18 protein-coding genes are annotated in these 25892 nt (G+C 60.9%); 12 read left to right on the forward strand and 6 right to left on the reverse strand.

Annotation, left to right across the window (positions count from 1 at the left end; genetic code table 11):
* Positions 1-510, reverse strand: a complete 510-nt coding sequence (gene tssB, locus F6R97_RS15145) for a type VI secretion system contractile sheath small subunit (protein ID WP_007894500.1) — start codon at positions 508-510, stop codon at positions 1-3.
* Positions 511-590: 80 nt separating this feature from the next.
* On the reverse strand, positions 591-1622 hold the full coding sequence (tssA, locus tag F6R97_RS15150; protein ID WP_315866759.1) for a type VI secretion system protein TssA: 1032 nt from the start codon (positions 1620-1622) through the stop codon (positions 591-593).
* Between the two features lie 406 nt (positions 1623-2028).
* Between tssA and tagH the strand changes: the two genes are divergently transcribed.
* The 12 genes from tagH (at position 2029) to tagQ (ending at position 19245) form a co-directional block, all read left to right on the forward strand.
* Positions 2029-3438, forward strand: coding sequence for a type VI secretion system-associated FHA domain protein TagH (tagH, locus tag F6R97_RS15155; protein ID WP_038980632.1), 1410 nt, complete (start codon positions 2029-2031; stop codon positions 3436-3438).
* A 75-nt stretch (positions 3439-3513) separates the two neighbouring features.
* The gene (gene tssJ, locus F6R97_RS15160; RefSeq protein ID WP_007894506.1) at positions 3514-4026 is read left to right on the forward strand and encodes a type VI secretion system lipoprotein TssJ; all 513 of its coding nucleotides are present in this window, start codon (positions 3514-3516) and stop codon (positions 4024-4026) included.
* A gap of 16 nt (positions 4027-4042) precedes the next feature.
* The gene (gene tssK, locus F6R97_RS15165) at positions 4043-5377 is read left to right on the forward strand and encodes a type VI secretion system baseplate subunit TssK (RefSeq protein ID WP_038980634.1); all 1335 of its coding nucleotides are present in this window, start codon (positions 4043-4045) and stop codon (positions 5375-5377) included.
* A 6-nt stretch (positions 5378-5383) separates the two neighbouring features.
* Positions 5384-6682, forward strand: coding sequence for a DotU family type VI secretion system protein (locus F6R97_RS15170; protein WP_315866760.1), 1299 nt, complete (start codon positions 5384-5386; stop codon positions 6680-6682).
* Positions 6679-10179 carry a type VI secretion system membrane subunit TssM gene (tssM, locus tag F6R97_RS15175; protein ID WP_038980638.1) on the forward strand — a complete coding sequence of 1167 codons (3501 nt, stop codon included), beginning with the start codon at positions 6679-6681 and terminating at the stop codon, positions 10177-10179. The genes F6R97_RS15170 and tssM overlap by 4 nt, the downstream gene beginning before the upstream one ends.
* Positions 10176-10826 carry a type VI secretion system-associated protein TagF gene (gene tagF / locus F6R97_RS15180; protein WP_315866761.1) on the forward strand — a complete coding sequence of 217 codons (651 nt, stop codon included), beginning with the start codon at positions 10176-10178 and terminating at the stop codon, positions 10824-10826. Before tssM ends, tagF begins: the two co-directional genes overlap by 4 nt.
* The gene (locus F6R97_RS15185; RefSeq protein WP_038980641.1) at positions 10827-11558 is read left to right on the forward strand and encodes a PP2C family protein-serine/threonine phosphatase; all 732 of its coding nucleotides are present in this window, start codon (positions 10827-10829) and stop codon (positions 11556-11558) included.
* On the forward strand, positions 11555-14599 hold the full coding sequence (locus F6R97_RS15190; RefSeq protein WP_315866762.1) for a serine/threonine-protein kinase: 3045 nt from the start codon (positions 11555-11557) through the stop codon (positions 14597-14599). Before F6R97_RS15185 ends, F6R97_RS15190 begins: the two co-directional genes overlap by 4 nt.
* On the forward strand, positions 14599-15315 hold the full coding sequence (locus tag F6R97_RS15195) for an ABC transporter ATP-binding protein (protein WP_038980645.1): 717 nt from the start codon (positions 14599-14601) through the stop codon (positions 15313-15315). Before F6R97_RS15190 ends, F6R97_RS15195 begins: the two co-directional genes overlap by 1 nt.
* On the forward strand, positions 15315-16511 hold the full coding sequence (locus F6R97_RS15200; protein ID WP_038980647.1) for an ABC transporter permease: 1197 nt from the start codon (positions 15315-15317) through the stop codon (positions 16509-16511). Before F6R97_RS15195 ends, F6R97_RS15200 begins: the two co-directional genes overlap by 1 nt.
* Positions 16504-18231 carry a formylglycine-generating enzyme family protein gene (locus tag F6R97_RS15205; protein ID WP_038980649.1) on the forward strand — a complete coding sequence of 576 codons (1728 nt, stop codon included), beginning with the start codon at positions 16504-16506 and terminating at the stop codon, positions 18229-18231. Before F6R97_RS15200 ends, F6R97_RS15205 begins: the two co-directional genes overlap by 8 nt.
* An 84-nt stretch (positions 18232-18315) precedes the next feature.
* The gene (gene tagQ, locus F6R97_RS15210; protein WP_038980650.1) at positions 18316-19245 is read left to right on the forward strand and encodes a type VI secretion system-associated lipoprotein TagQ; all 930 of its coding nucleotides are present in this window, start codon (positions 18316-18318) and stop codon (positions 19243-19245) included.
* A gap of 130 nt (positions 19246-19375) precedes the next feature.
* On the opposite strand, the gene F6R97_RS15215 is transcribed toward tagQ, so the two are convergent.
* From F6R97_RS15215 to F6R97_RS15230, 4 genes are read right to left on the reverse strand one after another with little or no spacing between them, the layout of a single operon-like run.
* Positions 19376-21685 carry a lipase family protein gene (locus tag F6R97_RS15215; RefSeq protein ID WP_315866763.1) on the reverse strand — a complete coding sequence of 770 codons (2310 nt, stop codon included), beginning with the start codon at positions 21683-21685 and terminating at the stop codon, positions 19376-19378.
* Positions 21682-22473, reverse strand: coding sequence for a hypothetical protein (locus F6R97_RS15220; protein WP_038980654.1), 792 nt, complete (start codon positions 22471-22473; stop codon positions 21682-21684). The genes F6R97_RS15215 and F6R97_RS15220 overlap by 4 nt, the downstream gene beginning before the upstream one ends.
* Positions 22470-23318 (reverse strand): DUF4123 domain-containing protein, encoded by an 849-nt coding sequence (locus F6R97_RS15225; RefSeq protein WP_038980655.1) that lies wholly within the window; start codon positions 23316-23318, stop codon positions 22470-22472. Before F6R97_RS15225 ends, F6R97_RS15220 begins: the two co-directional genes overlap by 4 nt.
* Positions 23315-25342 carry a type VI secretion system tip protein VgrG gene (locus tag F6R97_RS15230; RefSeq protein WP_048396238.1) on the reverse strand — a complete coding sequence of 676 codons (2028 nt, stop codon included), beginning with the start codon at positions 25340-25342 and terminating at the stop codon, positions 23315-23317. The genes F6R97_RS15225 and F6R97_RS15230 overlap by 4 nt, the downstream gene beginning before the upstream one ends.
* Between the last annotated feature and the right edge of the window lie 550 nt (positions 25343-25892).

Consider the following 25892-nt stretch of genomic DNA (forward strand, 5'->3'; position numbering starts at 1 on the left):
TTAAGCCTGAGGCTCGGCTGGCTTCGGCGCACTGGCAAGCGCCTGGAGCAGCGCCGGATCCTTGATGGCCTTCATGATGATTTCTTCGGCACCGGTCTTGCCGTCCATGTAGGTCAGCAGGTTGGCCAGTTGGGTGCGCGCTTCGAGCAACTTGTTCAGCGAGTCGACCTTGCGCGCCACGGCGGCCGGGCTGAAGTCGTCCATGCTTTCAAAGGTGATGTCCAGGCTCAGGTTGCCTTCGCCGGTCAGCTCGTTGGGCACGTGGAACGCGACGCGTGGCTGCATGGCCTTGAGGCGCGAGTCGAAGTTGTCGACATCCACCTCAAGGAACTTGCGATCGGCCACAGGCGCCAGAGGCTCGGCGGGCTTGCCGGCGAGGTCCGCCATGACGCCCATGACGAAGGGCAACTGGACCTTTTTCTCGGCGCCGTAAAGCTCGACGTCGTACTCGATCTGCACTCGAGGCGCGCGGTTGCGCGCGATGAATTTCTGAGAACTTTGCTTCGCCACGTTGCTGCTCCTGGTCGCTCAAGCGACGGTGTTGGCGTCACCGGTGGTACCGGTGACGTGACTGCGTGATCCGTTCGCTTTTATTCGCTGTCTGGTCCGCGCAGGTTTTCAAATTGGCTCATGCCGTCGGGAATCAGGTTGCGCACGATCGCCGCAAAGTCGGCGTGCACCAGATTCTTCGCCCGGTTCAACAGCACCGGCAGCGGGCTGGAGGGCTCATGACGGGTGTAGTACGCAAGAATCCGGTCCAGGCTGCGCAGCACGTCGTCGCGATTGTTGATTTCGCCGCTGCTGGTACCAGTGCTGCGCGGTGTGCTTGGTACGGTGGTGTGTTCAACCGACGCGGCACTGTCGTCGCTGATGGAGTCGGGCAGGGGGCTGTCGCCGCTCTGCGGGGCGAACTGGCCGAGAATCTGCAGGGCCATTTTTAGCGGTTGCTTCAACGGTCCAAGGTCAACGCCCTGGGCGGAACCCACTTGTTCGCTGACCTGTTGCTCGATGGCCTCGGCGACGCTGCGGGCCTCGTGCAAAGCGGCGCGGGTGATTTCCAACTGTTCGGGATCGCTGTCCAGGAACGCCCCGGCGAGCTGCTCGGCGCCGAGGTTTTCGTCAGGGAAGCTTTGCAGGCCGCTGGCATTGGCGGCGGCGCGCAGGCTGACAGCACCAAAGGTTCGCGAACGGGCCAGGATGCTTTCGCGCAACAGGCGAATGGTGGCATCGGACGTCAGGCCGGCGAGGGCATTGATGCGCACGGTGGGGTCGTTGTCGTCTTCGGCATCCAGGCGCGGATGCAGGTCGGCCCAGTATTGCTTGAGCAATTCGCTGATCAGTGTCAGGACGCGGGCCAGGCCGGTGACGCCTTCGAGGGCAAGGGAACTTTGCAAAAGGTAGTGGGTGATACGCAGGTCTTTGCTGCGTTGCAACAAATCCAGACTTTGCTGCTGGATGCCGCGCCATTCAGGAGGGGTCGCAGGCAATATTGAATCGCCCATGCTGCGCTCGGGCTGGCCCAGGGAATCGCGTTCCAGGCGTAAAAAATCCGCGTCATATTCCAGATCTTCACCACAAGGCGAAGTCGCGGAAACGGCGGCGAGCAACAAAGGCACTTCCACTGAATTTGATCTCCCTATCGCCCGACTGACAGAGTCGGGCAGTTCACATGCTAGTTCCAGTTGGAACTTCACGTGCTTCCTTGAGTGTAATAGCCCTTTAGATGCGCGGTGATCTTAAAGTGCCATCATTTATATTCAAGAAGTTATGCATTTTTGGTGTAGTACTTATGGCTTGTCAAGGTAAGCTATTTCCTCTGTGTGACAGATGTGAGGTGCTTAACAACCCGCGCGACCGATAGGTCGAGGCAGGCACTGACGCAGGTTTTTTGTCACGCAAGCAGGTTAAGATCAGCAATTGTGCTGTTAAAAAACCGTTTTCAGGTTGTTTTTGCAAGGTTGTCGGAGCGAGTCTCGCGGGAGTGAATCCCGATTCGCCCGCGCGCAAAGTGTTCAGCAAGGAGGCAAGATGTCACTGTGTTTGACTATCACTAGTTATCACAAGATTACCCCTGGCCAGTGCTCTGAAAAATCCATGGATCAGGGAGTGATGGCAATTGGCCGCAATTCTGATAATGACTGGGTATTGCCCGATCCAGAGCGTTTGGTCTCCGGAAAACATTGCGTTATTCAATATAAAGATGGCCGGTATTACTTAACTGATAACAGCACTAACGGTGTGGAATTGGTCAAGGCCGGTATTCGTCTGCGCAAGGGCAACAGCGAGCCGTTGCAAGATGGCGAAGTTATCCGCATCGGTGATTATGAAATCCAGGCGCGTATCGATTTCAGTCTGCCGGTGACCGACGGCAACCCTTTCGCCGATTCGTCCAGCAGCTTCGAGGCCCTGATGGGGCGTCAGGGCGCCGTCGTGAATACGCCGACGTCGTTGCCTGTGGCACCGCCTGCACATTTTCAGGGCGTATCGGCCATGGACACGATGCCGGACCTGTTCGACTTTCTGACACCGACCAGCGTCCCGCCAGCCACCCAACCCGACCATGTCCCGGCCGAGCAGCACGACTTCCGCCCACCGACCCCGATTCCCAACCCAACGCCCGTGGCCGAGCCCGCGCCGCAGGCGTCGGCCCAACTGATTCCGGAAGATTGGGATCTGTTCAGCGACAAGCCTGCGCCGGTGGCGGTTGCCCCCCCGCCTGTCGCTTCCTTGCCTGTTGCAGAAGTTGCGCCGCCACCCGTACCTCACATCAGTGTACCGATCGAGCCGGCACCTCTGCGCGAACCCGTGGCCATCGTCGAACGCCCGGTCAATCCTGCCGACAATTCTCAACCCGACCTGTTGCAAGCTTTTCTGCGCGGGGCCGGGCTGGATCAAGTGCGCCTGGACAAGGCTCAGGCCGAGGCGCAAATGGAAAGCATCGGTCGCAGTTATCGGCTGATGGTCGAAGGCCTGATCGATGTCTTGCGTGCCCGCAGCAGCCTCAAGGGCGAGTTCCGCATCCAGCAGACGATGATTCAACCGGTGGAAAACAATCCTCTGAAATTCGCTCCCAACGTCGATGAAGCATTGCTGTTGCTGTTGCGCCACAGCAATCAGGCGTTCATGGCGCCGGACTTGGCGGTGCGCGACAGCTTCGATGACTTGCGTGCCCATCAATTGGCGGTGATGGCCGGTGTGGAAGCTGCGATCAAGCACCTGCTGGCGCGCTTCGAGCCGGCACAACTGGAAGAGCGCATGGGCAAGCCCGGTGGTCTGTCGAGCATTTTCAATGGCTCGCGACAGGCCCAGTACTGGCAGCAGTTCACCGAGCTCTACAGCAATATTTCCCGCGAGGCCCAAGAGGATTTCCAGGACCTGTTCGGTCGTGAATTCAGCCGCGCCTACGAAGAACACAGTACGAGGCAGCGCCGCGGCTGAGCGTCGCCATCGCATAGCGCCATTCATAGCAAAGAACGGAACAACGGATAGCTGAAACGTCATTGAGGACGCAGGATGATTCCCAGGTTTTTACTCGCAGTCGCTACCGCGCTTCTGCTGACCGCATGTGCCAAGGATGCAGCCAAACCCCAGCCCGAAGAGGCCGAGGCCGAGGCCGACACGGCCGCCGTCGAGTTGCACTTTCACGCCATTGCCGGGCTCAACCCCGGCGCCACTGGCCAGCCAGCCCCGGTCCGGGTGCGTATTTTTGAATTGAAAAATGCCGCCACCTTCGGCCGTTCCGATTATTTCGCACTGGCCGAACGGGCCCAGGCGACGCTCGGCGCAGACCTGATCGACCAGGACGAAGTGCTGATCCAGCCCGGCCAGCAGTTGAGCCTGCAGCGCGACCTCGACCCGGCCACCCGCCATATCGGCGTACTGGTGGGGTATCGCGAGCTGGATCAGTCGTTGTGGCGCGCGGTGATGAATGTCCCGCCGCGCCAATACACCGAATACCAGATCAGCCTCGACGTGCGAGCCGTGCGCAGCGCCGTCGTGGTTTCCCCATCCAGCCCTGCCCAATAAGCAATCGGAGCCCCCCATGTCCTGGAACAATCGTGTGGTCTGGTCGGAAGGCATGTTCATTGGAACGCAGCACTTCCAGCAGCATGACCGTTACCTGGAGAACCTCATCGACGCCCGGAGCCGCCCGTTGTCGGCCGGCGCCTGGGGTTTCTCCGAATTGCTGATCGACCAGGGCCTGCTGGCCCAGGGCAAACTGGCGATTATCTCGGCGCGGGGCCTGTTGCCGGACGGCACGCCATTCAACATTCCCCAGGATGACCTGGCACCGAGCCCGCTGAATGTCGATGACAACCTGCGCGATGGTTTGGTGTACCTGGCCTTGCCGCTCAAGCGCGCCGGTGCGCGTGATACGGTCGACGAAGGCGAAGCCTTGGGCGCTGCGCGCTACGTGAGCCAGGTGCGCGAAGTCCGGGACGACAACGCGCCGTTCGAAAACCAGGCCCCGGTGGCAGTGGGTTCGAGGGCGCTGCGATTATTGGTAGCCCGGGATGGCATCAGCGACTACGCCGCCATCGGCCTGGTACGAATCAAGGAGAAACGCGCCGACCGAGCCCTGGTGCTCGACGACACCTACATCCCGCCGCTGCTGGATGTGGTCGCCTCCAACCCCCTGGCCGCGTTTCGCAGCGAACTGCTGGGCTTGCTGCATCAGCGCGGCGAAGCCCTCGCCGGGCGGGTGGTGGCGTCCGGTGCCGGCGGTGCCTCGGAGATTGCCGATTTCATGCTGCTGCAACTGGTCAACCGTGCCCAGCCGCTGATCCAGCACTTGAGCCAGTTGAGCCCATTGCACCCCGAGCGGTTCTACAGCGAGCTGGTGAGTCTGGCCGGCGAGTTCTCGACCTTTACCGCTTCCGGGCGACGGCCCCAGGAATACCCGCAGTACCAGCACGATGACTTGGCGCTGAGTTTCGCGCCGGTGATGCAAGCCCTGCGTGAGGCGCTGTCGATGCTGATCGACAGCAAGGCCACGCCGATTCCGATCGTCGAAAAAGCCTATGGCGTCCATGTGGCGATGCTGGCCGACAAGGCCCTGCTCGACAGCGCCAGCTTCATCCTGGTGGTGCGCGCCGACGTACCCGCCGAAACCCTGCGCAGCCACTTTGGCCAACAGAGCAAGGTCGGCTCGGTGGAGCACATCCGCAACCTGGTCAACCTGCAATTACCGGGCATTGGCCTGCTGCCGCTGCCGGTGGCGCCACGGCAGATCCCGTATCACGTTGGCTCCACCTATTACGAACTGGACCGGGGCAGCGAGCATTGGCAGCAACTGGCCAACTCCGGCGGTTTTGCGTTCTACATCGCGGGGCAATTCCCGGGGCTGAACCTGGCTTTCTGGGCGATCCGAGGATAAACCGCAATGAGCAACGACGATCGTACCCAATTCATGCCGACACCCGGTGGCCGTGGCGCCGAGCCCGCCCGTCCGGATGCTGGTCGTGCCCAGGCCGCGCCGCTTTCGATGCCGGCCGCGCCGCTTTTGATCGGCAGCGCCGAAGGTCTCAACCCCCTGGAGAGCGCCGCTGGCCCGTTGCTGGCGTTGCTGACCCGCTTGCGCAACACCATTGCCCACCCGGCGCCGGCGAGCCTGCGGGCGCAATTACTGGCCTACCTGCGCCAGTTCGAGGAGCGCGCCGAGGCTGCCGGCGTGGTGCGCAACGATGTGTTGCTGGCCCGCTACGCCTTGTGCACCGCTCTGGATGAAGCGGTGTTGAGTACGCCGTGGGGTGGTGCCAGCGACTGGGGCAAACAGAGCCTACTGATCACCGTGCACAACGAAGCCTGGGGCGGCGAGAAGGTGTTCCAGCTCCTGGAGCATTGCCTGCAAAGCCCCCGCGAACGTTTGTATCTGCTGGAGCTGTTGTACCTGTGCATGTGCCTGGGTTTCGAAGGGCGTTATCGGGTCATGAACGACGGCCGCAGCCAACTGGAAGCCTTGCGTGAACGCACCAGTGCGGTCATCCGCAGCGCCCGTGGCGATTATGAGCGTGAACTGTCGCCGCATTGGCGCGGCGTCAGCGTGGCCCGCGACCGGCTGGCGCAATTCATGCCGCCATGGATTGCCGTGGCCATCGGCGTGGCGTTGCTGCTGGCACTGCTGTTCGGCCTGCGCTTGAAACTGGCCGCCGATGCCGAGCCGGTGTTTAAAAATATCCATGCGCTGGGCGAGATCCCGGTGCAGGCCATCGACCGTCCGGTGGTGCAACCGAAACTGATCGAGCGTCCCCGCCTGGCGGGCTTCCTTGCCGATGAAATCAAGGCGGGCCGGATAGCGGTGGAAGACGCCGTTGACCGTTCAGTGGTGACCATCCGTGGCGATGAGCTGTTCGCCTCGGGCAGCGCCAGCATCATCGACGATTTCCAGCCGCTGATGCTGCGCATCGCCGATGCCGTTCGTAAGGTCAAGGGCCAGGTCCGGGTGACCGGCCACAGTGACAATCGCCCGATTGCCACCTTGCGGTTTCCATCGAATTGGGCCTTGTCCGAGGCGCGGGCCAATTCGGTGCTGCAAATCCTTTCGGCCAAAACCGGCCAGCCCGAACGCTTCAGCGCCGAAGGTCGCAGCGACACCGAACCGCTGGCCTCGAACGCTACAACAGAGGGCCGCGCACGCAATCGTCGGGTCGAAATCACAGTGTTGGCGGAGGGGGTCGAGTGAAGGCGTTTTTCAGTTTTATCATCCGCTGGGTCATTCCGTTGCTGGGGCTGATCGCCCTGAGCCTGATCATCTGGTTTGTCGGGCCGCTGCTTGAATTCCTGGTGCCCGAAGGCCGGCGCTGGGCGCTGATCCTTCTGGTGTTCGCGGTGTGGATCGCCTATCGGGTGTTTCGCATCATCCAGGCTCGCCGTCAGGCCGCCGAAGTGATGCGCAGCCTGGCGGCGCAAACCCCGCCGGACCCGACCAGCATCGCCACCGCCGAAGAACTCGAAACCTTGCGCCAACGCATGGACGAGGCCTTGGCGCTGTTGAAGAAAGCCAAGCTGGGTGGTGACGAGCGACGTAACCTGTACGAACTCCCGTGGTACGTGATCATCGGCCCGCCGGGTTCGGGAAAGACCACGGCGCTGGTCAATTCCGGGCTGCATTTTCCGTTGGCGGCGCAGTTGGGCGCCGGGGCGGTACGCGGCGTCGGTGGCACGCGCAATTGCGATTGGTGGTTTACCGATCAGGCCGTGCTGCTCGATACCGCCGGGCGCTACACCACCCAGGACAGCGACGCGACGGTCGATAAAGCCGCGTGGCTGGGTTTTCTCGGCCTGTTGAAAAAACAGCGGGCCCGGCGTCCGATCGACGGCGCGTTTATCGCCATCAGCCTCTCCGACCTGCTGCTGGGCAGCGACACCGAGCGCGCCGCCCATGCCGCCGCGATCCGTCTGCGTATCCAGGAGCTGTACACGCAACTCGGCGTGCGCTTTCCGATCTACCTGATGCTGACCAAGCTCGATCTGGTGCCTGGGTTCATGGAGTATTTCGATACCCTGAGCAAGGAAGAACGGGCTCAGGTCTGGGGTATGACCTTTGCCCTGGACGACGGCAAAAACAATGACAGCCCACTGGCCCATCTGCAAAGCGAATTCACCGGCCTGGAACAGCGCCTCAACGATCGTTTGGTGGAGCGTTTGCAACAGGAACGCGACCCGGCGCGGCGCGATCTGATCTACGGCTTCCCGCAACAGTTCGGCGCGTTGAAGGATTGCCTGCAAAGCTTCCTTGAGGGCGTGTTCAAACCCAACGCCTTCGAAGAGCGAGTGCTGTTGCGCGGGGTGTATTTCACCAGCGGCACTCAGGAAGGTAGCCCGATTGACCGGCTGATCGGCTCCATGGCCCAGAGCATGAACCTGGACCGCCAGCACCTGGCACGCCAGAACGGTACCGGGCGCAGTTACTTCATCGAAAGACTCTTCAGCGCCGTGGCCTTTGCCGAGCGTGGACTGGTGGGGGTCAACCCGAAAGTCGAACGTCGGCGCAAGTGGATTGCCCGGGGCGTGCTGGCCTCGACCGTGGCCCTGGTGCTGGTGGTCGGGACCTTGTGGTGGGTCAGCTACCGCGCCAACCAGGCGTACATCGCGCAAGTCGATCAGAAAGTCGCGCCCCTGGGCCAGGCCGTGCAGAACCTCAGCCCCGCGCAACGGGACGTGCTCGCGGTGTTGCCCTTGCTCAACGCGGTAAAGCACTTGGCCGACGACGCGCCGAGCTGGGCCGAAGGCCTGGGCCTGTATCAGGGCAACATGCTTGAAGCCGAGTCTGGCAGCGTCTATCGCAAGCTGCTGATCGCGGTCTTCGCGCCACGCTTGCTCACGCGCATCGAAGAGCAACTGCACGGCGGCGGCAATTCGGACTTCCTTTACGAAGGCTTGAAGGCCTACCTGATGCTCGCCGACAGCGAGCATTACGATGCCGATTTCATCAAGGCGTGGATCGCCCTGGACTGGGATCGCAGCCTGCCGCGCGACTTGCCGGCCGAGCAGCGTCTAGCCCTGGAGGAGCACTTGCAGGCACTGTTCGAGCGTCATCCGCCCACCGCACGTCTGGACCCTCGCCTGATCGACGACCTGCGCCGGCAGTTGCAGCAGCTGCCGGTAGCCCAGCGCGTCTATGACCGGATCAAGCGGCAGAAACTGCCGGACGGCATCCCGGACTTTCGTCTCAACGAAGCGGCCGGGCGCGATGCCGCGCTGGTGTTCAGCCGCAAGAGCGGCAAGCCACTGGGCGAACCCTTGAGCGGTTTCTTCACGGCCAAGGGTTACCGCCAAGGGTTTTTGCTCACCAGCCTGAGCCAGACCGGCACCTTGGCCGAGGAACAGTGGGTCCTCGGTAACGATCAGGCAGAACAACAGAACGTTGCAAGCCTGGCCGCCGACGTGCGCCGTCTGTATTTCCAGGATTACCAACGCCAGTGGGATGCCTTGCTGGCTGATATCGACTTTGTGCCGATCACTAGCGTGGCCCAGGCCGCCGATGTGCTGCGGGTGATTTCCGGCCCGACCTCGCCGTTGAAAAAACTGCTGGTGGCAGTGGCAAAAGAAACCGACTTGCAACAGGAAGAACGCCTGCTGGCCGCCAAGGGCGCACCGGTGGAGGGCGGGGTCGACAAGCTCAAGGAGCGTCTGGGCAGCTTGCTCGGCCAGGAGCAGGCAATGCAAAACACACCGGATGCCAGTGAAGATCCCATCACCGCGCATTTTGCCGGACTCAACAGCATCGTCAGCAAAAACGAAGGCGAGCCGGCAGCCATCGACGGCCTTCTGGCCGACATGAACGCCCTGTATGTGCAGGTCAGCGCCATGGTCGGCGCCAGCGGCGACGCCTTGCTCGGCGAAGCCAAGAACCAGGCCGCAGCGGCCGCGACACGGGTCAGCCTCAACGCCGAGCGTCAGCCGCCACTGGTGCAGGGCCTGGTCAAGTCGGTGGTCAACTCCACCACCAACAGCATGATGGGCGGAGTACGCAATCAACTGAACGCGGCCTGGACCAGCGAAGTGGTGAACATCTATCGCCAGTCCCTGGCCGGGCGTTATCCGATGTCGCCGGGCAGTGCGCGGGACGCGACCCTGGACGACTTCGGCCAGTTCTTCGGCGTGGGCGGGGTGATGGACAACTACTTCCGCAAATACCTGCAGCCGTACGTGGATACCTCGACCCAGGCCTGGCGCTGGCAACCGGGCGCCGCACAGAAGCTTGGCATCGCCCCGGGCGTGCTGCAAACCTTCCAGCGGGCAGCGACCATCCGGGATGCGTTTTTCCGTTCCGGCGGCACCCAGCCGATGGTGCGCTTCGAACTCAAGCCCGTGGCGATGGACGCCACCATTACCCAGTTTTTGCTCGACCTCGACGGCCAGCAATTGAGCTACGACCACGGCCCGAGCCGCCCCACCTCCATGCAATGGCCCAACCCCGGCAGCATCGGCGTGGTGCGGATCTCGATCATGCCGCCGTCATCCAGCGGTCGTTCCGGCATCACGTTGGACGGGCCTTGGGCCTGGTTCCGCCTGCTGGAGCAATCGGACCTGACCGCCGGCAACTCGCCGGATCGCTTCAACCTGCGGCTGCGGGTCGACGGCGCCAGCGTCTCTTATGAGCTGAGGGCCAACAGCGCCTTCAACCCGTTCAAGAGCCGTGTGCTCAGCGGGTTCAGCCTGCCGGAGCGTTTATGAGCACGCCGGGCTTCTATGGAAAGCTGGCCAGTCGCGGGGACTTTGTCAGCCGTGGCTTGCCGCAGAGTTTTATCGGCCCCTGGGATTCGTGGCTGGCGGCGGGCCTGCTCGCCAGCCAGAGCCTTGGGGACCGTTGGCTGGATGCCTATCTGGTCAGTCCGCTGTGGCGTTTTATGCTCGGGCCCGGTGTGTGTGGGCCGCAGGCCGCCGTTGGGGTGGTGATGCCGAGCATCGATCGGGTTGGCCGGTATTTTCCGCTGACCGTCGCGGTGCTGCTGGACCACGACGCTGATCCAGCGTCGGTGGTGGGCGGCTCGGATGTCTGGTTTGAGCATGTTGAGCAATTGCTGTTGAGCACGTTGAGCGTGGAGGCGAGCTTCGAAGCCTTCGGTGCAGGACTGGAGACGCTGGGCAGCCCGGCGTACCTGCCACGCGCTCCAAGCAGCCGTTTTGCCGGCCTGCATCGCTTTGATGCCACCGACCCGAAGGCGCGAATGAGCGCGCTTGCCGAACTGGCCTGCGAAGGCACAAGCCTGTGGTGGGGCCAGGGTTCACAGCGTATCGCCCCTGCTTTGTTGCGGTGCCAGGGCTTGCCGGCCGCCGCTGATTTTGCGCAATTTTTGCTCGGCCAAGAAGGTGTTGTGTAGATGTCTCCAAGCGTTGGAAAGACGTTCAAGTCTGCAAGCAAGAGCCATGTCGGTATGGTCCGCCAGGTTAACGAAGATGCTTGCCTGGACCGGCCGGAAAACGGCCTGTGGGTGGTCGCCGATGGCATGGGCGGGCACGCGGCGGGCGACTACGTCAGCAGTCTGATCGTCGACAGTTTGCGTAGCATTGCCGTGGGCCGCTCGCTGGATGAATACGTCGCGGCGCTGAAAACCGACCTGCTGCGGGTCAACGCCGCCGTGCGTGAAGAAACCGCCAACCGCGGCGTGACCATGATGGGCAGCACTGTGGTGGTGCTGGCGGCGCGCGGCTTGCGCGGGGTGTGCCTGTGGGCGGGTGACAGCCGCTTGTATCGCCTGCGTGACGGCCTGCTCGAAGGCATCTCGCGGGACCACAGTTACGTTCAGGATCTACAGGACAGCGGCCTGCTCAGCGAAGCTGAAGCCCGGGTGCATCCACGGGCCAATATTGTCACCCGTGCCATCGGGGTCGAGGCGCAACTGAAACTGGCGATAGTCGATCTGTTGTTGATGCCCGGCGACAGTTACCTGTTGTGCAGCGACGGGCTGACCAAAACGGTTGAAGACCATGAGATCCGCGAGGTGCTGAGTCACGATGAGCCCGGGGAAATCGCCAGCAGCCTGGTGTCCCTGGGCCTGATGCGCGGCGCTCCGGACAACATCACCGTCATCGTCGTGAAGGTGCCGTCATGAATTCCGCCTTGCACATTCTGATCCCCGGCTATGACATTGACGGCGAGATTGGCGAAGGCGCCATGGCCAGCGTTTACCTGGCGACCCAGCGCTCGCTGGAGCGCAAGGTGGCGCTGAAGGTCATGGCTGCCGCACTGGCGGCGGACCCGAGTTTCTGTGAGCGTTTCCTGCGCGAAGGTAAAACCCTGGCGCGCCTGTCTCACCCGCATACGGTCACCATCCATGACATCGGCCATGTCGGTGAGCTGTATTACATGGCCATGGAATTCCTGCCCAACGGCACGCTCAAGGAGCGCATCGCCGCCGGCCTGACGCCGGAACAGGGCCTGATCTACATCCGCCAGATCGCCTCGGCCCTGGGCTATGCCCATGGGCTGGGGCTGGTTCATCGCGACGTCAAACCGGCGAACATTCTGTTCCGTGCCGATGGCACGGCGGTGCTCTCAGACTTCGGCATCGCCAAGTCCATGGATGACCGCACCCAGTTCACCCAGGCCGGTTTCGCCGTCGGTACTCCCAGCTACATGAGCCCGGAACAGGCGCGCGGCCAGGATATTGATGGTCGGGCCGATCTTTATGCCCTGGGCGTGGTGCTCTACGAAATCCTCGTCGGCAAACTGCCGTATACCGGCAATGACGCACTCTCCACGGCCTTGGCGCATCTGACAGAACCGTTGCCGGAGCTGCCAGTGCACCACGGTTGCTATCAAGAAGTGCTGCGCAAGCTGTTGGCCAAGGATCCGGCCGACCGTTTCCCGGATGCAGCGGCGCTGTTGCAGGCGCTGGATAATCTGCCTCGGGAATCGGTTGAAGCGACCACCATCCGGCCATTACCCATTCCGGTATCGCCGATTGCGGTGAGCAATGACCTGGCGGGACTGACGCCAGTGTCCATCGATATACCGACCGGCCCCGCGCAGCCACAACCTCGGCCCAACCTTGTTCCGCCAACTGTGAAGCCGACGCCGTCGTCCACGGTCTCGGAACAGCGAAAGGGGCCGGTGTTGGCACTCGCCGCCATCGCGGTGGCCGTGGCGCTGGCCTTGGGCGGCGCGGGTTATTGGTGGCTGTCCGGTGACGTCGAAGCCGACGCCAAGGTGCCGGTGGTTTCAGCACCGCCGGCCAGTGCGCCGCCGACCGTGGCGCCACCCGTGCCCCCTCCCGTGGCCACAGAGGTCGATGGCGGTCAGCGTCCGCTGCTGATGGCCGGCAAAAAAACCTTGTTCCAGCGAGTACTCAGCAAGCCGGGGGCGAAACTCGCCAGCGACCCGGGGGCCACACCTGACAAGGCCTTGCCGGCGTTCTCGGTGCTTTACGTCTATCAGCGCCAAGAGGTTGATGGCAGCCCTTGGCTGCGTGTCGGCGCCGCCACCGACGGGCGCAGTGAGGGCTGGTTGCCGGCCGCGCAAGTCAGCGACTGGAAGCAAAGCCTGGTACTTAAGTTCACCGAACGCTCCGGCCGTGCGCCGGTGATGTTCTTGCGTCAGCCCGGCGACGTGGAGAGGTTATTGGCCGATCCGTCGGCGGCAAAAAACCTGCTGCTCAAGGCCCAGCAGAATCGCGAAGACAACCAGCAGGTACTGGCCCTGGAACCGGCCGCCAGTGCGGTGCCGCAGAATCAGTTTTACCTGTTGCCGATTTTCGATTCGCGCGAGAGCTTCGATGAGAACGGCCAGTCGGTGCAGTTGCTGAACGTGGCGTCCATCGACCCCGGTGATGCTCCGAAGGCCGCTGCCAACAACACGCCAATCACTACCGCTAACGCCGACGCGTTCCGCACCGCCGTGGTGTTGGTCGTTGACACCACCGTGTCCATGCAGCCCTACATCGATCAGGTCCGCGACGTCGTACACCAACTGCAAACCCGCATTGCGGAACGCGGCGAGCTGGACAGTGTCAGCTTCGGCCTGGTGGGGTTTCGCAGCAGCACCCAGAAAACCCCGGGCCTGGAATACGTCGCCAAAACCTTGATCACCCTGGAACAGGGCCGCGACCCACAGCGCTTCATGGACCTGGCGCGGCAAGTCAAGGCGTCCACGGTCTCTAGCCATTCGTTCAACGAAGATGCGTTTGCCGGTGTGATGGAAGCGGTCGAGGGCATGGACTGGTCCGGCTATGGCGGGCGCTTGATTCTGTTGGTCACCGATGCCGGTGCCTTGCGCAAGAACGACCCGTATGCCGCCACGCAAATGAACGAGGCCGAAGTGCGTCAAGCCGCGCTGGGCAAGCAGATCAAGATCTACGCCTTGCACCTGCTCAGCGATGCCGGCAAGAAAACCCATGGCGGTGCGCAAAGCCAATATCGCACCCTGACCGCCGACGCTAACCCGCAGATCGGCGATCTGTACATTCCGGTGCCGGGCGCCGATGTGCGCAAGTTCGGTGAGCGGGTGGACGAGATCGGCTCGGTGTTTGCCGACCTGGTGCATCAGGTGCGTGGCAACAAGCCGCAAACCGTGCCGCTGCTGAGCGCCGCGCCGAGCCTGAGCGACAAATCGGCGGCCGTCGGCTACGCGATGCACATGGATTTCCTGGGGCGCAAAGCCGCCAGCCAGGCGCCGCAACTGATCAGCGCCTGGACCGCCGACCGCGACCTGACCAACCCGGCACTGCCGGCGTTTCAGGTGTGTGTGATGCTGACCAAATTGCAGCTCAACGACTTGCAGCAATCGCTGAAACTGATCGTCGATGCGGCCCGCAAGACCCAGACCTCGCCGAAGAATTTCTTTCAGGAAATCGCCAGCGCCAGTGCCTACATGAGCCGCGATCCCTCGGCCTTGCGCAAGGGTGGCAACCTGGCCGATGGCGGGGTTCTGGGTGAATACCTGGAAGGGCTGCCATACCGCAGCAAGTCGCTGAACATGACCCAGGATTTGTGGCTTTCGTTGAGCGTGGCCGAGCAGGAGGACTTTATCGACGAGCTGGATTCGAAAATTCGCCTTTACGAAACCTTCCACAACGACCTGGCCAACTGGGTGCGTTTCGGTGATGCCGAACCGGGTGATGCCTTGTACCGCGTTCCGTTGTCGACGCTGCCGTAATGCTGAACATGAACGCAGTGCACAAAAACCGGGGCGTCGGCAGCCAGCGTTACAGCCTGGTGATTCCACGGCTGCAACTGCACGCTGGTGAACAATTGGCGGTGGTCGGTCCCAGTGGTTGTGGCAAAAGTACGTTGCTCGATTTGCTGGCGCTGGTGCTGGCTCCGGATCAGGCCGGGCAGTTTGATTTTGCGCCGGTCCAAACCAGGACGGACATTACCGGGTTGTGGCGCGCAGATGCGCAAAGTGCCTTGGCGGACCTGCGCCGCCGGCACTTGGGCTACGTGCTGCAAACCGGTGGCCTGCTGGATTTTCTGGACGTGCGCGGCAACATTGACCTGTCGCGCAAACTGCTCGGCTTGAAAGACGACGGCAGCGTGGATCGCCTGGCCGGGGTGTTGGATATCGCCGATCAACTGGGCAAAAAGCCGGGTGACTTGTCCGTCGGCCAACGGCAACGGGTGAGTTGCGCCCGCGCCCTGGCCCATGGGCCGCGTTTGCTGTTGGCCGATGAACCGACCGCCGCCCTCGATCCGCTGAACGCGGAACGAGTGATGCAGTTACTGGTGACCCAGGCCCGCGAACAGGGCGTGTGCTGCGTCGTCGCTACCCACGATGAATCACTGGCCCGCGCCAGCGGTTTGCAGGTGCGGCGTATCAGTTGTCATCGCGACGTCGATGGCGGTGTCACCGCCATCCTCGGGGAGGCTTGCTGATGCGCAGCGCGCTGGTGGCTTCCCTGGCCTGGCAGGATTACCGCAACGATGCGTGGCTGTCGGCCTGTTCGGTACTGGCGCTGGTGGCGGTGGTCGCACCGCTGCTGGTGCTGTTCGGCTTGAAATTCGGCCTGGTCAGCAGTTTGACCGAGCGCTTGGAAAACGACCCGGCCACCCGGGAAATCATTCCCTTGGGGGGCGGCCGGTTCAGTGCCGCGTTTATCGAACAATTGAGCCGGCGCGGCGACGTGGCTTTCGCCTTGCCGCGTACCCGGCAGATTGCCGCGACGGCGGATCTGACCGCTGGCGCTTCGACGGTGACCGTCGAAATGATCCCCACCGCCGTCAACGACCCCTTGCTCGGCAGTCTGCCGGTGCCCCAAGGGCTGGATCAGGTACTGCTCAGCCAGACCACGGCCGAAAAACTCGGGGCCAAGGCCGGTGATTGGCTGGAGGCCAGTTTCGGCCGGCAGGTGGCCGGTCGTGGCGAGGCGCAGCGCACTCGCGTCCAGGTGTCGCACGTTCTGCCGCTGGAAGCCTTCGCCCGGGACGGACTGTTCGCGTCATTGACGTTGCTGGAAGCGGCTGAAGATTACCGGGACGGTCGCGCCGTGCCAGCGTTCGGTTGGCCAGGTGATGTGGTGGGCGTGACGGAGCAGCGGGTGTATCCGGCGTTTCGCCTGTACGCCCGCAGCCTCAAGGATGTCGAGCCGCTGCGTCAGTACTTCGCAGCACAGAATCTGCTGGTCTCGACTCAGGCCCAGACCATCGCCCAGGTGCAATCGCTAAGCCGCAACCTCTCGATCGTGTTCTGGATCATCGCCGGATTGGCCTTGGCGGGAGCGTTCGCGGCGATTTTTGCCGGCGCGCTGGCGGCGGTCGAGCGCAAGCGCCGAGAGTTGTCGGTGTTGCGCCTGCTGGGGTTTTCCACGGCGGCGTTGCTGTTATTTGTGGTGGTGCAGGCGCTGTACAGCGCCGGCCTTGCCGCCCTGTTGAGTGCCGGGCTGTATGGCCTGGCGCAATCGGGTTTAAACCATTTATTTGCGCAGATGCCGGGCGAGTACGCCAGCCATCTGCTGGCGCGTCACTACGCGTTGGCCCTGGCGGCAGTGCTCGGCGTCAGCGCCGTGGCGGCAGTCTGTGGTGGCTGGCGAGTGGCGCGTATCCAGGCGTGTGAAGGAATCCGAGATGTATAAGTTATTGGGCGCCGCCGTGGCGCTGAGCCTGGCCAGCTTGGTCTTGGCCGATGAAAGCACCGACAAACTGGACAACCCCAAGCCGTTGCCCGATGACGTCAGCCTACCGCTGCCGTGCGAAGGGCAGATGGTGTTCCGTTACGTCTACATCCTGGCGCAGGGCACTCTGGACGACCGCGAGATCAGCCTCGGCTATCCATTCAGCGAGGGTGAGGCCGGTTATCAACAGTCGTTCATTTCCGGTTACCGTCGGGACTTTATCAACGGCCAGTTCACCCTCAAGGATCTGCCCAAGGATTGGGGCAAGACCATCACGCCGTTGATGCCCAAGACGGACGCCAAGACCCCGCTCAAACCGATGCTCTATTTCATCGGCAAATACGAAGTCACCGCCCGCCAATACGCCCAGGTCATGGCCCAGGCGCAATCGTTGGCCAGCGGCGAGCCAGCGCCTGCCTGCGAGGCATTGCAAGCCGAGGCGCCGCAAGGCATGGCCGGGCGTTTGCCCAAGGTGAAGTTGTCGCGATTCGAGGCCGAGCGCTTCTCGGCGGTGTATAGCGCCTGGCTGATGAAATACCACAAGGACCTGCTGCCGGTGAGCGGTCGAGGTACCTCGGCGGAAGAGGGCGGGCTGGGTTTTGTGCGCTTGCCGACCGAGGTCGAATGGGAATTTGCCGCCCGTGGCGGGCAGGCCATTAGCCGTCAGGACCTGGAAGGGCGTCTGTTTCCCCGTCGTCTGGAAGGCAGCGAAAGTGACGGGCCACTGGCGGACTGGGCAGTCTTCAATCAGGTCGCCGGTGGCACCGGCCAGGCCGCGCGTCTGATGCCGGTCGGTACCAAACTGCCAAACCCCATCGGCCTGTTCGACGTGATCGGCAACGCCGCCGAAATGGTCCAGGAGTCCTTCCAACTCGTGCACGCCGGACGCCGCCAAGGCACCTACGGCGGCTTCGTGGTCAAGGGCGGCAACTACCTGGAAGGCGAGGGCACCTTGTTCACCGGGATGCGTCGCGAGTACCCGCTGTTCGCCGCCGACGGCACCGAGCAAAACAACGAAACCACCGGCTTCCGGGTCGCGATTGGCGCGTTGTCGGCACCGCGTTCGCGCTACAAGGAACTGTTTGCCCAATGGCAGAAAGAAGGTCGGCTGGCTTCGTTGACCGATGCCATCGACGACGCCCAGGACCCGACCAAACGCCTGGACAGCATCATTGCTGCCAGCGTCGACCCGCGCCTGCAAGCCGAGTTGGGGCTGGTCAACGAAGAGCTCAAGCGCAACGTCTCGCTCATCGCCCAGCAGCGCGAGGAAGCGGCCGGCAACCTGATCCAGTCGGCGGCCCTGGTGGCCGAGACCGTCAACAACTACAACATTCGCCTGACCAATTTGCAGAAGAGTCGCCAGCAGGCCGTGGACGCCAAGGACGAGGCCAGCGCCAAGCTGTTCGCCACCGCCATCGACAATGGCCGCAGCGCGCTGGATGGCGCGGTGGCGATCTACATCGACAACCTCGCGACCGGCACGCGCTACACCGATGCCGTGATCCAGGCGCAGTTTCAACGCATCAAGGAAGAGTTGGAGCGCAAGCCGGTACTGGGCAAGAGCCTGGTAACGCGCGCCACGTTATTCGTTCGTCATGTCGGTGATTATCGTCAGCAACGGCGAGCCGACCCGGCGGCGATATTGAAGGAATTGCTCGCATCGAACGCCCAGCGGTCTTGATCGTTCGTTGTACAGCGAGCTTGGAAGGGACTCAGGCGGCGGTGGGCCGTGCTGAGCTGGTCAAACTTAAAAGAGAACACAACTATGCTTTCCTCCCGTAAACCTTTTGCTTCGCTTTCCAAGCGTCACTTGCTGCTGATGGCCGTCGGCTTCAGCACCGTACTGACCGGTTGCGCCACGTCGCCGACCTCCAAGGTCGCCTCGAGCACCAAGGTCGAGTACTACCCAAACTGCTATGAGCCGGTGCAGCACCTGCGTGCCACTGACTCGAACATGACCAAGTCGGTCGTCACCGGCGCGGCCGTCGGCGCTGTCGGCGGTGCACTGCTGGGCGCCCTGGTCGATTCCGAGAACCGTGGCCGCAACGCCGCCATCGGTGCCGCGGGCGGTGCCCTGGCCGGTGGCGCGACCGGTTACTACACCGAGCGCCAGAAGCAGATCGCCGACGACAACCAGCGCATCGCGTCCTACGCCTCTGACGTCAACAAAAGCACCGCCGACATCGACCGCAGCACCGCGTACGCCAAGACTTCGCAGCAGTGCTACCAGAACGCGTTCACCAAACTGGTCGCCGACCGCAAGGCCAAGACCGTCAACGACACCGAAGGCCGCAAGCGCCTGGCTGAAATCGTCGCGGGCCTCAAAGAGTCCAACGACCTGATCGTCGCGGTTAACGGTAAAGCCAGCGAAGACCTGAACAACTACACCCAGGCCTACGAAAAAGACCTGCAGCAAGTAGGTGTGCAGCGCACTGACGTGGTCACTGTGGCAACCGCCGACACCACGCCGGTCGTGGCGCCAACCAAGAGCAAAAAAGCAGTGAAACCGGCGAAAAAACCGGTGCTGCCAACCGTGCCGAAAGAAGCGGTCACCACCGAGAAAACCCTGCAGACCGCACAAGCCAAACAGGCGGAAAGCAAGCAAGTTGCCAGCGCCGGCAACACTCAGGTCAACAGCATGTGCAAGAACCCGGACCTGGGCGACTGGGCACCGGTGCCTTGCCCGAATGCTTGATTGAGTTTCTGTAGGTCTTTGATCATTCCCACGCTTTGCGTGGGAGTGATCTGTACTGGCTACGCCTTGGCGCTATGCGCCGCCATCTCCTGCGCTGGCAAATGATCCAGCGCTCGTTTCACCAGCAAAGCTACACAATCGAATCAATATCCAGATGAAATGGCAGGCCGACGGCATGCCCTCCGGTCATTGCCGCAATGGCTGCATCGTGGTCTTCGGCCACTGGTGGAATCATCGCCAACTGTTCCTGAACGATGTTTTCCGGATGGGCTTTCCAGCGCAGCAGATTTTCCTGTACCCACTCGGGCTGGTCGGCGTAGCTGCCATAAACGTCAGCCTCGGTGACTTGCTGGCTGTGCAGCGCAACGAGTCGAGCCTGGGTCATCTGGATCTTTTCCTTTTCCTCCTTCAGAGCCCGCTTCTTTTGGTCGTCTTGATGGTAATTGGCATGCGCGGTGGGATTCCTGTCGATTTGCCTCTCGAGGTCGGTCAATTGTCTGCTGATGTTTTCCAAACCGTTTTTGATCCAGTCGAACTCCCTCAGGGTCACCAGTGAGCGCTTGAGCTCCTGGGCCTCCTGCCAACGCCGCAGGCTGGCCCAGCAACCGGAGTGATCCGCAGCTTGCATCACTTGCTCTAGGAGTGAACCGCGCTGGGGCAGGCCATCGATCTGCTGTAACGCCTCTGCGCAGCCATGATCATTGATCGTGCTGCAACCCGGCTCCCACAGAATCGAAGACTTGTGTTCTTTGCCGAATATCACCGGCATGAAGTGGCGCAGCTTGCCGTGGTGACCGTAGGGCTCGCCCCTGAAGTTGATCATGTTCACAACCAGGTATGCCAAGCCAATGACGGGGGTCAATACAATCACCGCCCCGTGTTTGAGATACATCGACTTGGACGGCGTGTTCATCCAGGTGGCGGGCACGCTCGGTACGGGGTCGTTGTGTTTGACGATCCGGTGATGGTTCAGGGGCTGGGCGCTTTCGATGAAAGTTGCGTCGCCGGCGCGGGGTGCGCCGTAGGTGTAGAGCACGATATCCGGCGCATATTGCGGATCGCGTCGCAGCATCTCGGCCAGTAACAGCGCCACCGCTCCACCGAGGCTGTGCCCGGTAATCAGCAGTTTTTGTCCGCTGTAGAATTTTTCCAGGTAGCTCACGACAAACGTGTAGGCGACCTTGGCGGCTCCGTAGAAACCGTTATGGACTTTGCCTTCCCCTTCTTCAAAAGGAACCTGCTGGGCATCCGCATCACGCAGGCCATCGGCCAGCAGCTCATTGGTTCCGCGCACGCTGATTAATATCAATTCGTCGTGATGGGTGATAAATGCCTGCGTGTCCGAGCTTTTGACTTGTTTGCGATCATCGAGAAAGTGCAGTTTGGCTGGGTGCTCCTGCTCGTCACCCAACTCTGGATTGTTGACCTCGGGGTAGAGCAACGGGTCGAACGGCATAACTTCCAGCCGTTTCGAATAAGGCACCTCTTCATACAGCGGGTAGTACTTTTTCGTCTGCGTGGCATCGACTTTCCACAACTCATCAAACTGTGGCAGGGCATGGCCGAACCAGTTACCGCTGCTGGGCTGCAAGGGAAAACTCACACAGTCCGTTCTGACGGGTTGTGTATCCGGCTCCTGACCAAAGTCGGTGTAACTCAGGGTCGACATCAAGGCCAGTTGATAGAGATTGAGCGCGCAAAATTCGCTGCCGGTCGACAGCATTGGGCGTAGCGCCCTCATTGGGCGCACTTCCATCACATGATGCTTGTTCGGCAGCAGGGCAATGCCCTTTGGTTTGGGCGGTGGCGGGAAAAACCCCAATTCGACTGTGGCCATGTCCATCTGACTGAAGACCGCACCTATACCTCCATCCGGGATGTTTTTATCGACAATAGTGAACGCTCTGGTTTTGGGAGTGGATCGCAGCAGCTTGTGCACCACCATATTGGGTGGATCGCGACGAAAGGCCAGCGGCGGCAAATGCGCCACATGCTTTACCAGTTCACTCACTTCAATCTGGTAATAGGCAGCGGGGGCTGCGAGGTCTTTTGCGGGATTGGCTTGGGTTCGTACGCCTGATTTGTTGAAAAAGCGGGTTTTCTCGGCGCGCACTTGAAGTTCGGTGATGGGGAGGGGGTAGTGTGGTCTTGTTCTTAAATCCTTATAGAGTGCTTCTGCACCTTTAAAGGGCTGGTTAAGTTTGAGCACTACTGGGCCGCAGTAGTGGTTATCCACCTTTCCGGAACCTGTAGCATCCAGTTTTCCGGTGTAGATAGTATCTTCGTAATCGGTGATCTCGAAGGTTAAACCGGCATAGGGTTTGCCATCACCGAATTCGTCCACTAATTGAAAGCTTGTCGAATGACCACGCAGTGGGCAGGCATGGATGTTACCCGTCATGAAGGGGGCGTCACTGGCGGCTAAAGGTTTGAGGCTCATGGGTTCGTGTCCTTGTTTTCCGTGCACCCTGGGTAAATAGTGCAGACTCTTTCGTCCACCATTCTGAAAGTGCTGAAATCTTTGTAATTTCCATTGCAATAGCCACGCTGATCTTCAAAGCCTTTGCCCATACAGCGTTTCCAACCACCAGGAACTTGAACCCAGGTGTCACCCCAGCCGGGTTTTTCTTCATCGGCTAATTTGATTTTCAACCTCACGGTTTTCCCCGATAGCTGAGTCAGTGTGTACGCCGTGAAAGGGCGACTTCGGGCGACATTTCCCTGTACATCCATTTTTTTGCAGGTGAGCAGTTTTATTAGGTAACGCTTGGGGCCGACTGTGCGAAAAGCCCACTGGCATTCGCCAAAGAACTCACCTGCGCCGTCAGCGTTGAAAGTGCCCATGTGCCGCTCCAACAACTCCGGGCGCACGGCAAAGGAGGCGAAGTCGTAGCTGCTGTTACTTCGTCCCGGGCCAAAAATCCCCGTGATTTTGATCTCCACATGGTTTAGCGCAAGCGGGCAGTCGCTCACGGTTCTGTAAAGCGGGATCTCGGAAGTGGCTTCGTAATCCATGTAGATTTTATTGAAGCCAAGCTGAGTATCTTTCCCACCTGGCACCGTGCACGTCTGCCCTTTGGCGGGCACGTAGGTGGCCGTCAGGTCGTACGTGAAGTCAGGAGGGAAATCGGGAACGAAAGTAAAAGTCTCTGGCTTACCAACAACCGAACACCCCAGGATCAGAGACAGACAACCACCGAGGCTCAAGCCTTGAAATACAAACCTCATAGGGGAACATTCCCCTGCCAATACAGCGCTTGCTGATACACGCGCTCAAAATGTGCCGTTGGGGCTTCTTCGGGCTTGGGTAGCCAGGACCGGGGCGGAAGGTAACCCGGCGCGTGCAGGCTCTGGGTCAGCAAAAAATGCACCTGCTCCGGTTGCTGCCATCCCCATAAACGGGCCAATTGAACCTGCCCCCATAACCAGTCATCCACATTCATCTGCTCGGCGAGGGTCGCCAAGGCTTCGGTGTGCTCACGGACGAGGTAGCGGCGAGTGTTATCGAACTGCACGTTCGCGTAGACAATCTCCGGCGTCGGGGTTTTCTGCCACGCCGGTTCGAGCGGTAGTGGGTGTTCCCCGGGGTCAGGGTTGTCAGTGACGGTCCATTGTTCAGCGTGCCAGTAACAGACGCTGGCGATCGGCCCAAGATATTCGGCGCGCTGCTCAAGTTGCAGATAGGTCAGGGCACGCCCCAGTACGCGGTTATCGTGGAAGCGATACACCGCTTGATTCGGCCGCTCACCGACTACCAGCCGGTCGCGCCAGTGAGTGACCAACGCATCAAGGTCAAAGTTGGTGGCGCTCGCCAGCCAGCCCCAATGACGCTCTGGAGTGGCGAGCAGTGCCTGGATCAGTGGATGTTTGACGGTGCCAATATGGAAAAGAACAGGGCCTGTTGGCGCCATTGAGTTGGCTGCCGTACCCACATACAAATTGCGGTACTGATCGGCTCCCAGTTCCTTGGCCAACGCCATGCGCTCGTCGAGTTGATCGTCAGTGTCGAGCATCAGATAGAGATCCCGCCCGGATCGCGATTGCTCGTGTAGCCATTGTTCAAGCGTACTCATGCGACTTCTCCAATGTTGCATTGGCCAGCAAGACAGGCCTCACAAAGCGGGCAGTAGTCCGCCGCCTGCTGGCGGGCGCCGGTGACGATAGACAGTGGGCTGGCGATAACGGGATTCGGATTGCTGGGCACAGCCTGTAGCGCTTGTAGCGGCGGAATACCCGCCAGGGGCGCACCGCCCTCGACAATGGCCACGCTGCTGAAAATCCCGCCGGCGTTGATGACGATGTGATGACCACCTGCCTTGAACGTCAGGCTCATGCCGGCATCGATCACCACGTTGGTAGCGGTGACATGCGCCTGTTGCCCGGCCTGAATCACCAGCGACCCCGCGGACGTCGTGCTGCTATTGCCGCTGATAGTGATCAGCTCATCACCGCCAATCACCGTGCTACGCACACCTTCGGTGGTGTGGAATTCCTCGCCCTTGATCAGGCTGGTGCTGTTGTTGTCCACCTGCTCGAAGCGGTCGTTACTGATCACGCTGTGGCTGTCGTTGAGGATCAGTTGCTCGATGTCGCGTTGGGCGCGCAGGTAGATTTTTTCCTGCCCGGTACGGTCTTCAATCGACAGTTCGTTGTAGCCGCCATTGCGCGGCGAGCTTTGGCTGCGCAGGACAGTTCTGGTCTTGTTCTCGGGCAATTGATGAGCGACGGACGTGACCTTGTTGACCACGCAACCGGTGATCAACGGCTGATCCGGATCGCCCTCCTGAAATGTCACGACCACTTCCATGCCAACGCGTGGGATGGTCACTGCCCCAAAACCTTCGCCCGCCAAACTGGATGCAACCCTTAACCAGCAACTGCTTTTTTCACTGTTGAGTTCTGCCCGATCCCAAGGAAACTCGACACGAACCCTGCCGTACTCATCGCAATAAATTTCTTCTCCGGGAGGTCCTGTGACACGCGCGGTCTGGCAAACCAGCACAGGTTTTCGGGGAGGCATCGGTGGCCGATAAAACACGTCCCAGGGAATCGCGCTGAAGCGGTTGCGGTAGCCCTGGGTAAAGCCGTCCGCAGGTTCGGCAGCGCTGATGACTGATTCTTCAAGCACTTGGGGTTGTTTTCCAGCGTGAGTGACACTGAGCAGCAGCCATAGATCGTTGTACGTTTCGCGTGGGTGTTGCGTCAGGCTGAAAAAATGACCGCTGCGCAGGGTCGACTGGTCGCTTTCGCCTTCGGCCAATTGGTAATCGGTACGGTGCCGTTCCAGGGTCTGCCGGGCGAGCTGTTTACCGCGTTTTTCGCTCTCGAAAAGCAGCGGGTAGCGATAGTCTTCAAGCTCAGGAGTGAACTCGGTTGTGAAGCGGCTTTCCAGCAACAGACTCGGGCGTTGCAGGTCGTAGTGTCGGCGGGTGGTCGTGCTGGGGCGGGTGCTGAAACGCAGGGAGAACTGGCTGACGACCGAATGTTCCGCCACCAGGCCGGAGTCTTGCTGATAAGGGGTTTCGCCCAGCTTGGGGAAGACGGTCTGGTCGTCGGTGAACACCAGCACATGGCCTTCCCGGGAATGCTGGTGGTGCCACGCGATACCATCCTCGGCACACAGCCGCTGGACGAACTCGAAGTCATTTTCCGCGTATTGAGTGCAGTACCCGCGCTCGTGATTCGTTCCGATGCTGAAGGTGAAAGCATCGGCCTGAATGCCATGCCCCTGGAGGACCTGAGCGATAATTTGCGGCACCGTCAGGTGCTGAAAAATCCGTTGGTTGTGGCTGAACTGCAAGTAGTGCAGTGCGGGCACCAGGGTCAGGTGATAACGGGTCAGCCGTTTACCAGCTTCACCTACGCGCACATCTTCGATACGGCCATGAATGCCTTCACCATTGAGGCCGAACTGGAGAAACGCGGGCTGGCTGAGCAAGCTTTCCAGATCGAAATCAGGGTATTCGCTAACCAGCTCGATCTGGATCGAATACAAGGTGCTGATGGCTTCAATGCCTTCAAAGGCCAGTACTTTGAAATCGTTGCGAACCGTTGGGATCAGTAACGTGAAGTGAGCAGCATTGGCCGGGGCGAACATGCGCTTATCCTTTTGCTTTTCCGTGGCTTGTCCTTAAGCCGAAGAGGAGACAAATCGCGGTGCCCAAGCCATGCCCGGCGTGAGCAAACGCAAACTGCCCAGCACGCTAACAAGAGGGAAAAAGAATGAATGTCGGACGCGTCCAGAAAGTACGTCAGAGTTTTCCGCATTTCAGAATGTTGTGTCTGCGATGCGCGAATGGCTTTCGATACTTTTGTAAGAAGTTTGAGGCGAACTGAGTACGTGTTTGGAGGAAGATGGGTGAAATAAAAAGTGCCATCATTTTGATGGCATCTTTTATTTCTTATTGTCAGTTATTGCTACGTCCATGGATGACTGTAACTTTTCGGAAAGCTCCTACATTTTTCATGTTTTATTTTTGTCATGCTGGGTTCCGCTTCAGGGTGTGAATGTTCAGTGATGCTTGGCGGCGTTGATGAACCGCTCGGGTTCAATGGCTGCGGGGGCGATGCGTCGAAGGTGGGGAGGTAAAGACCGGCGTCAGGGGATCCCCTGTGCCCTATAGGGTGATCTCCTACAGCAACAACGA

The sequence above is a fragment of the Pseudomonas sp. JV414 genome (assembly GCF_032424305.1).
GTDB lineage: Bacteria > Pseudomonadota > Gammaproteobacteria > Pseudomonadales > Pseudomonadaceae > Aquipseudomonas > Aquipseudomonas lini.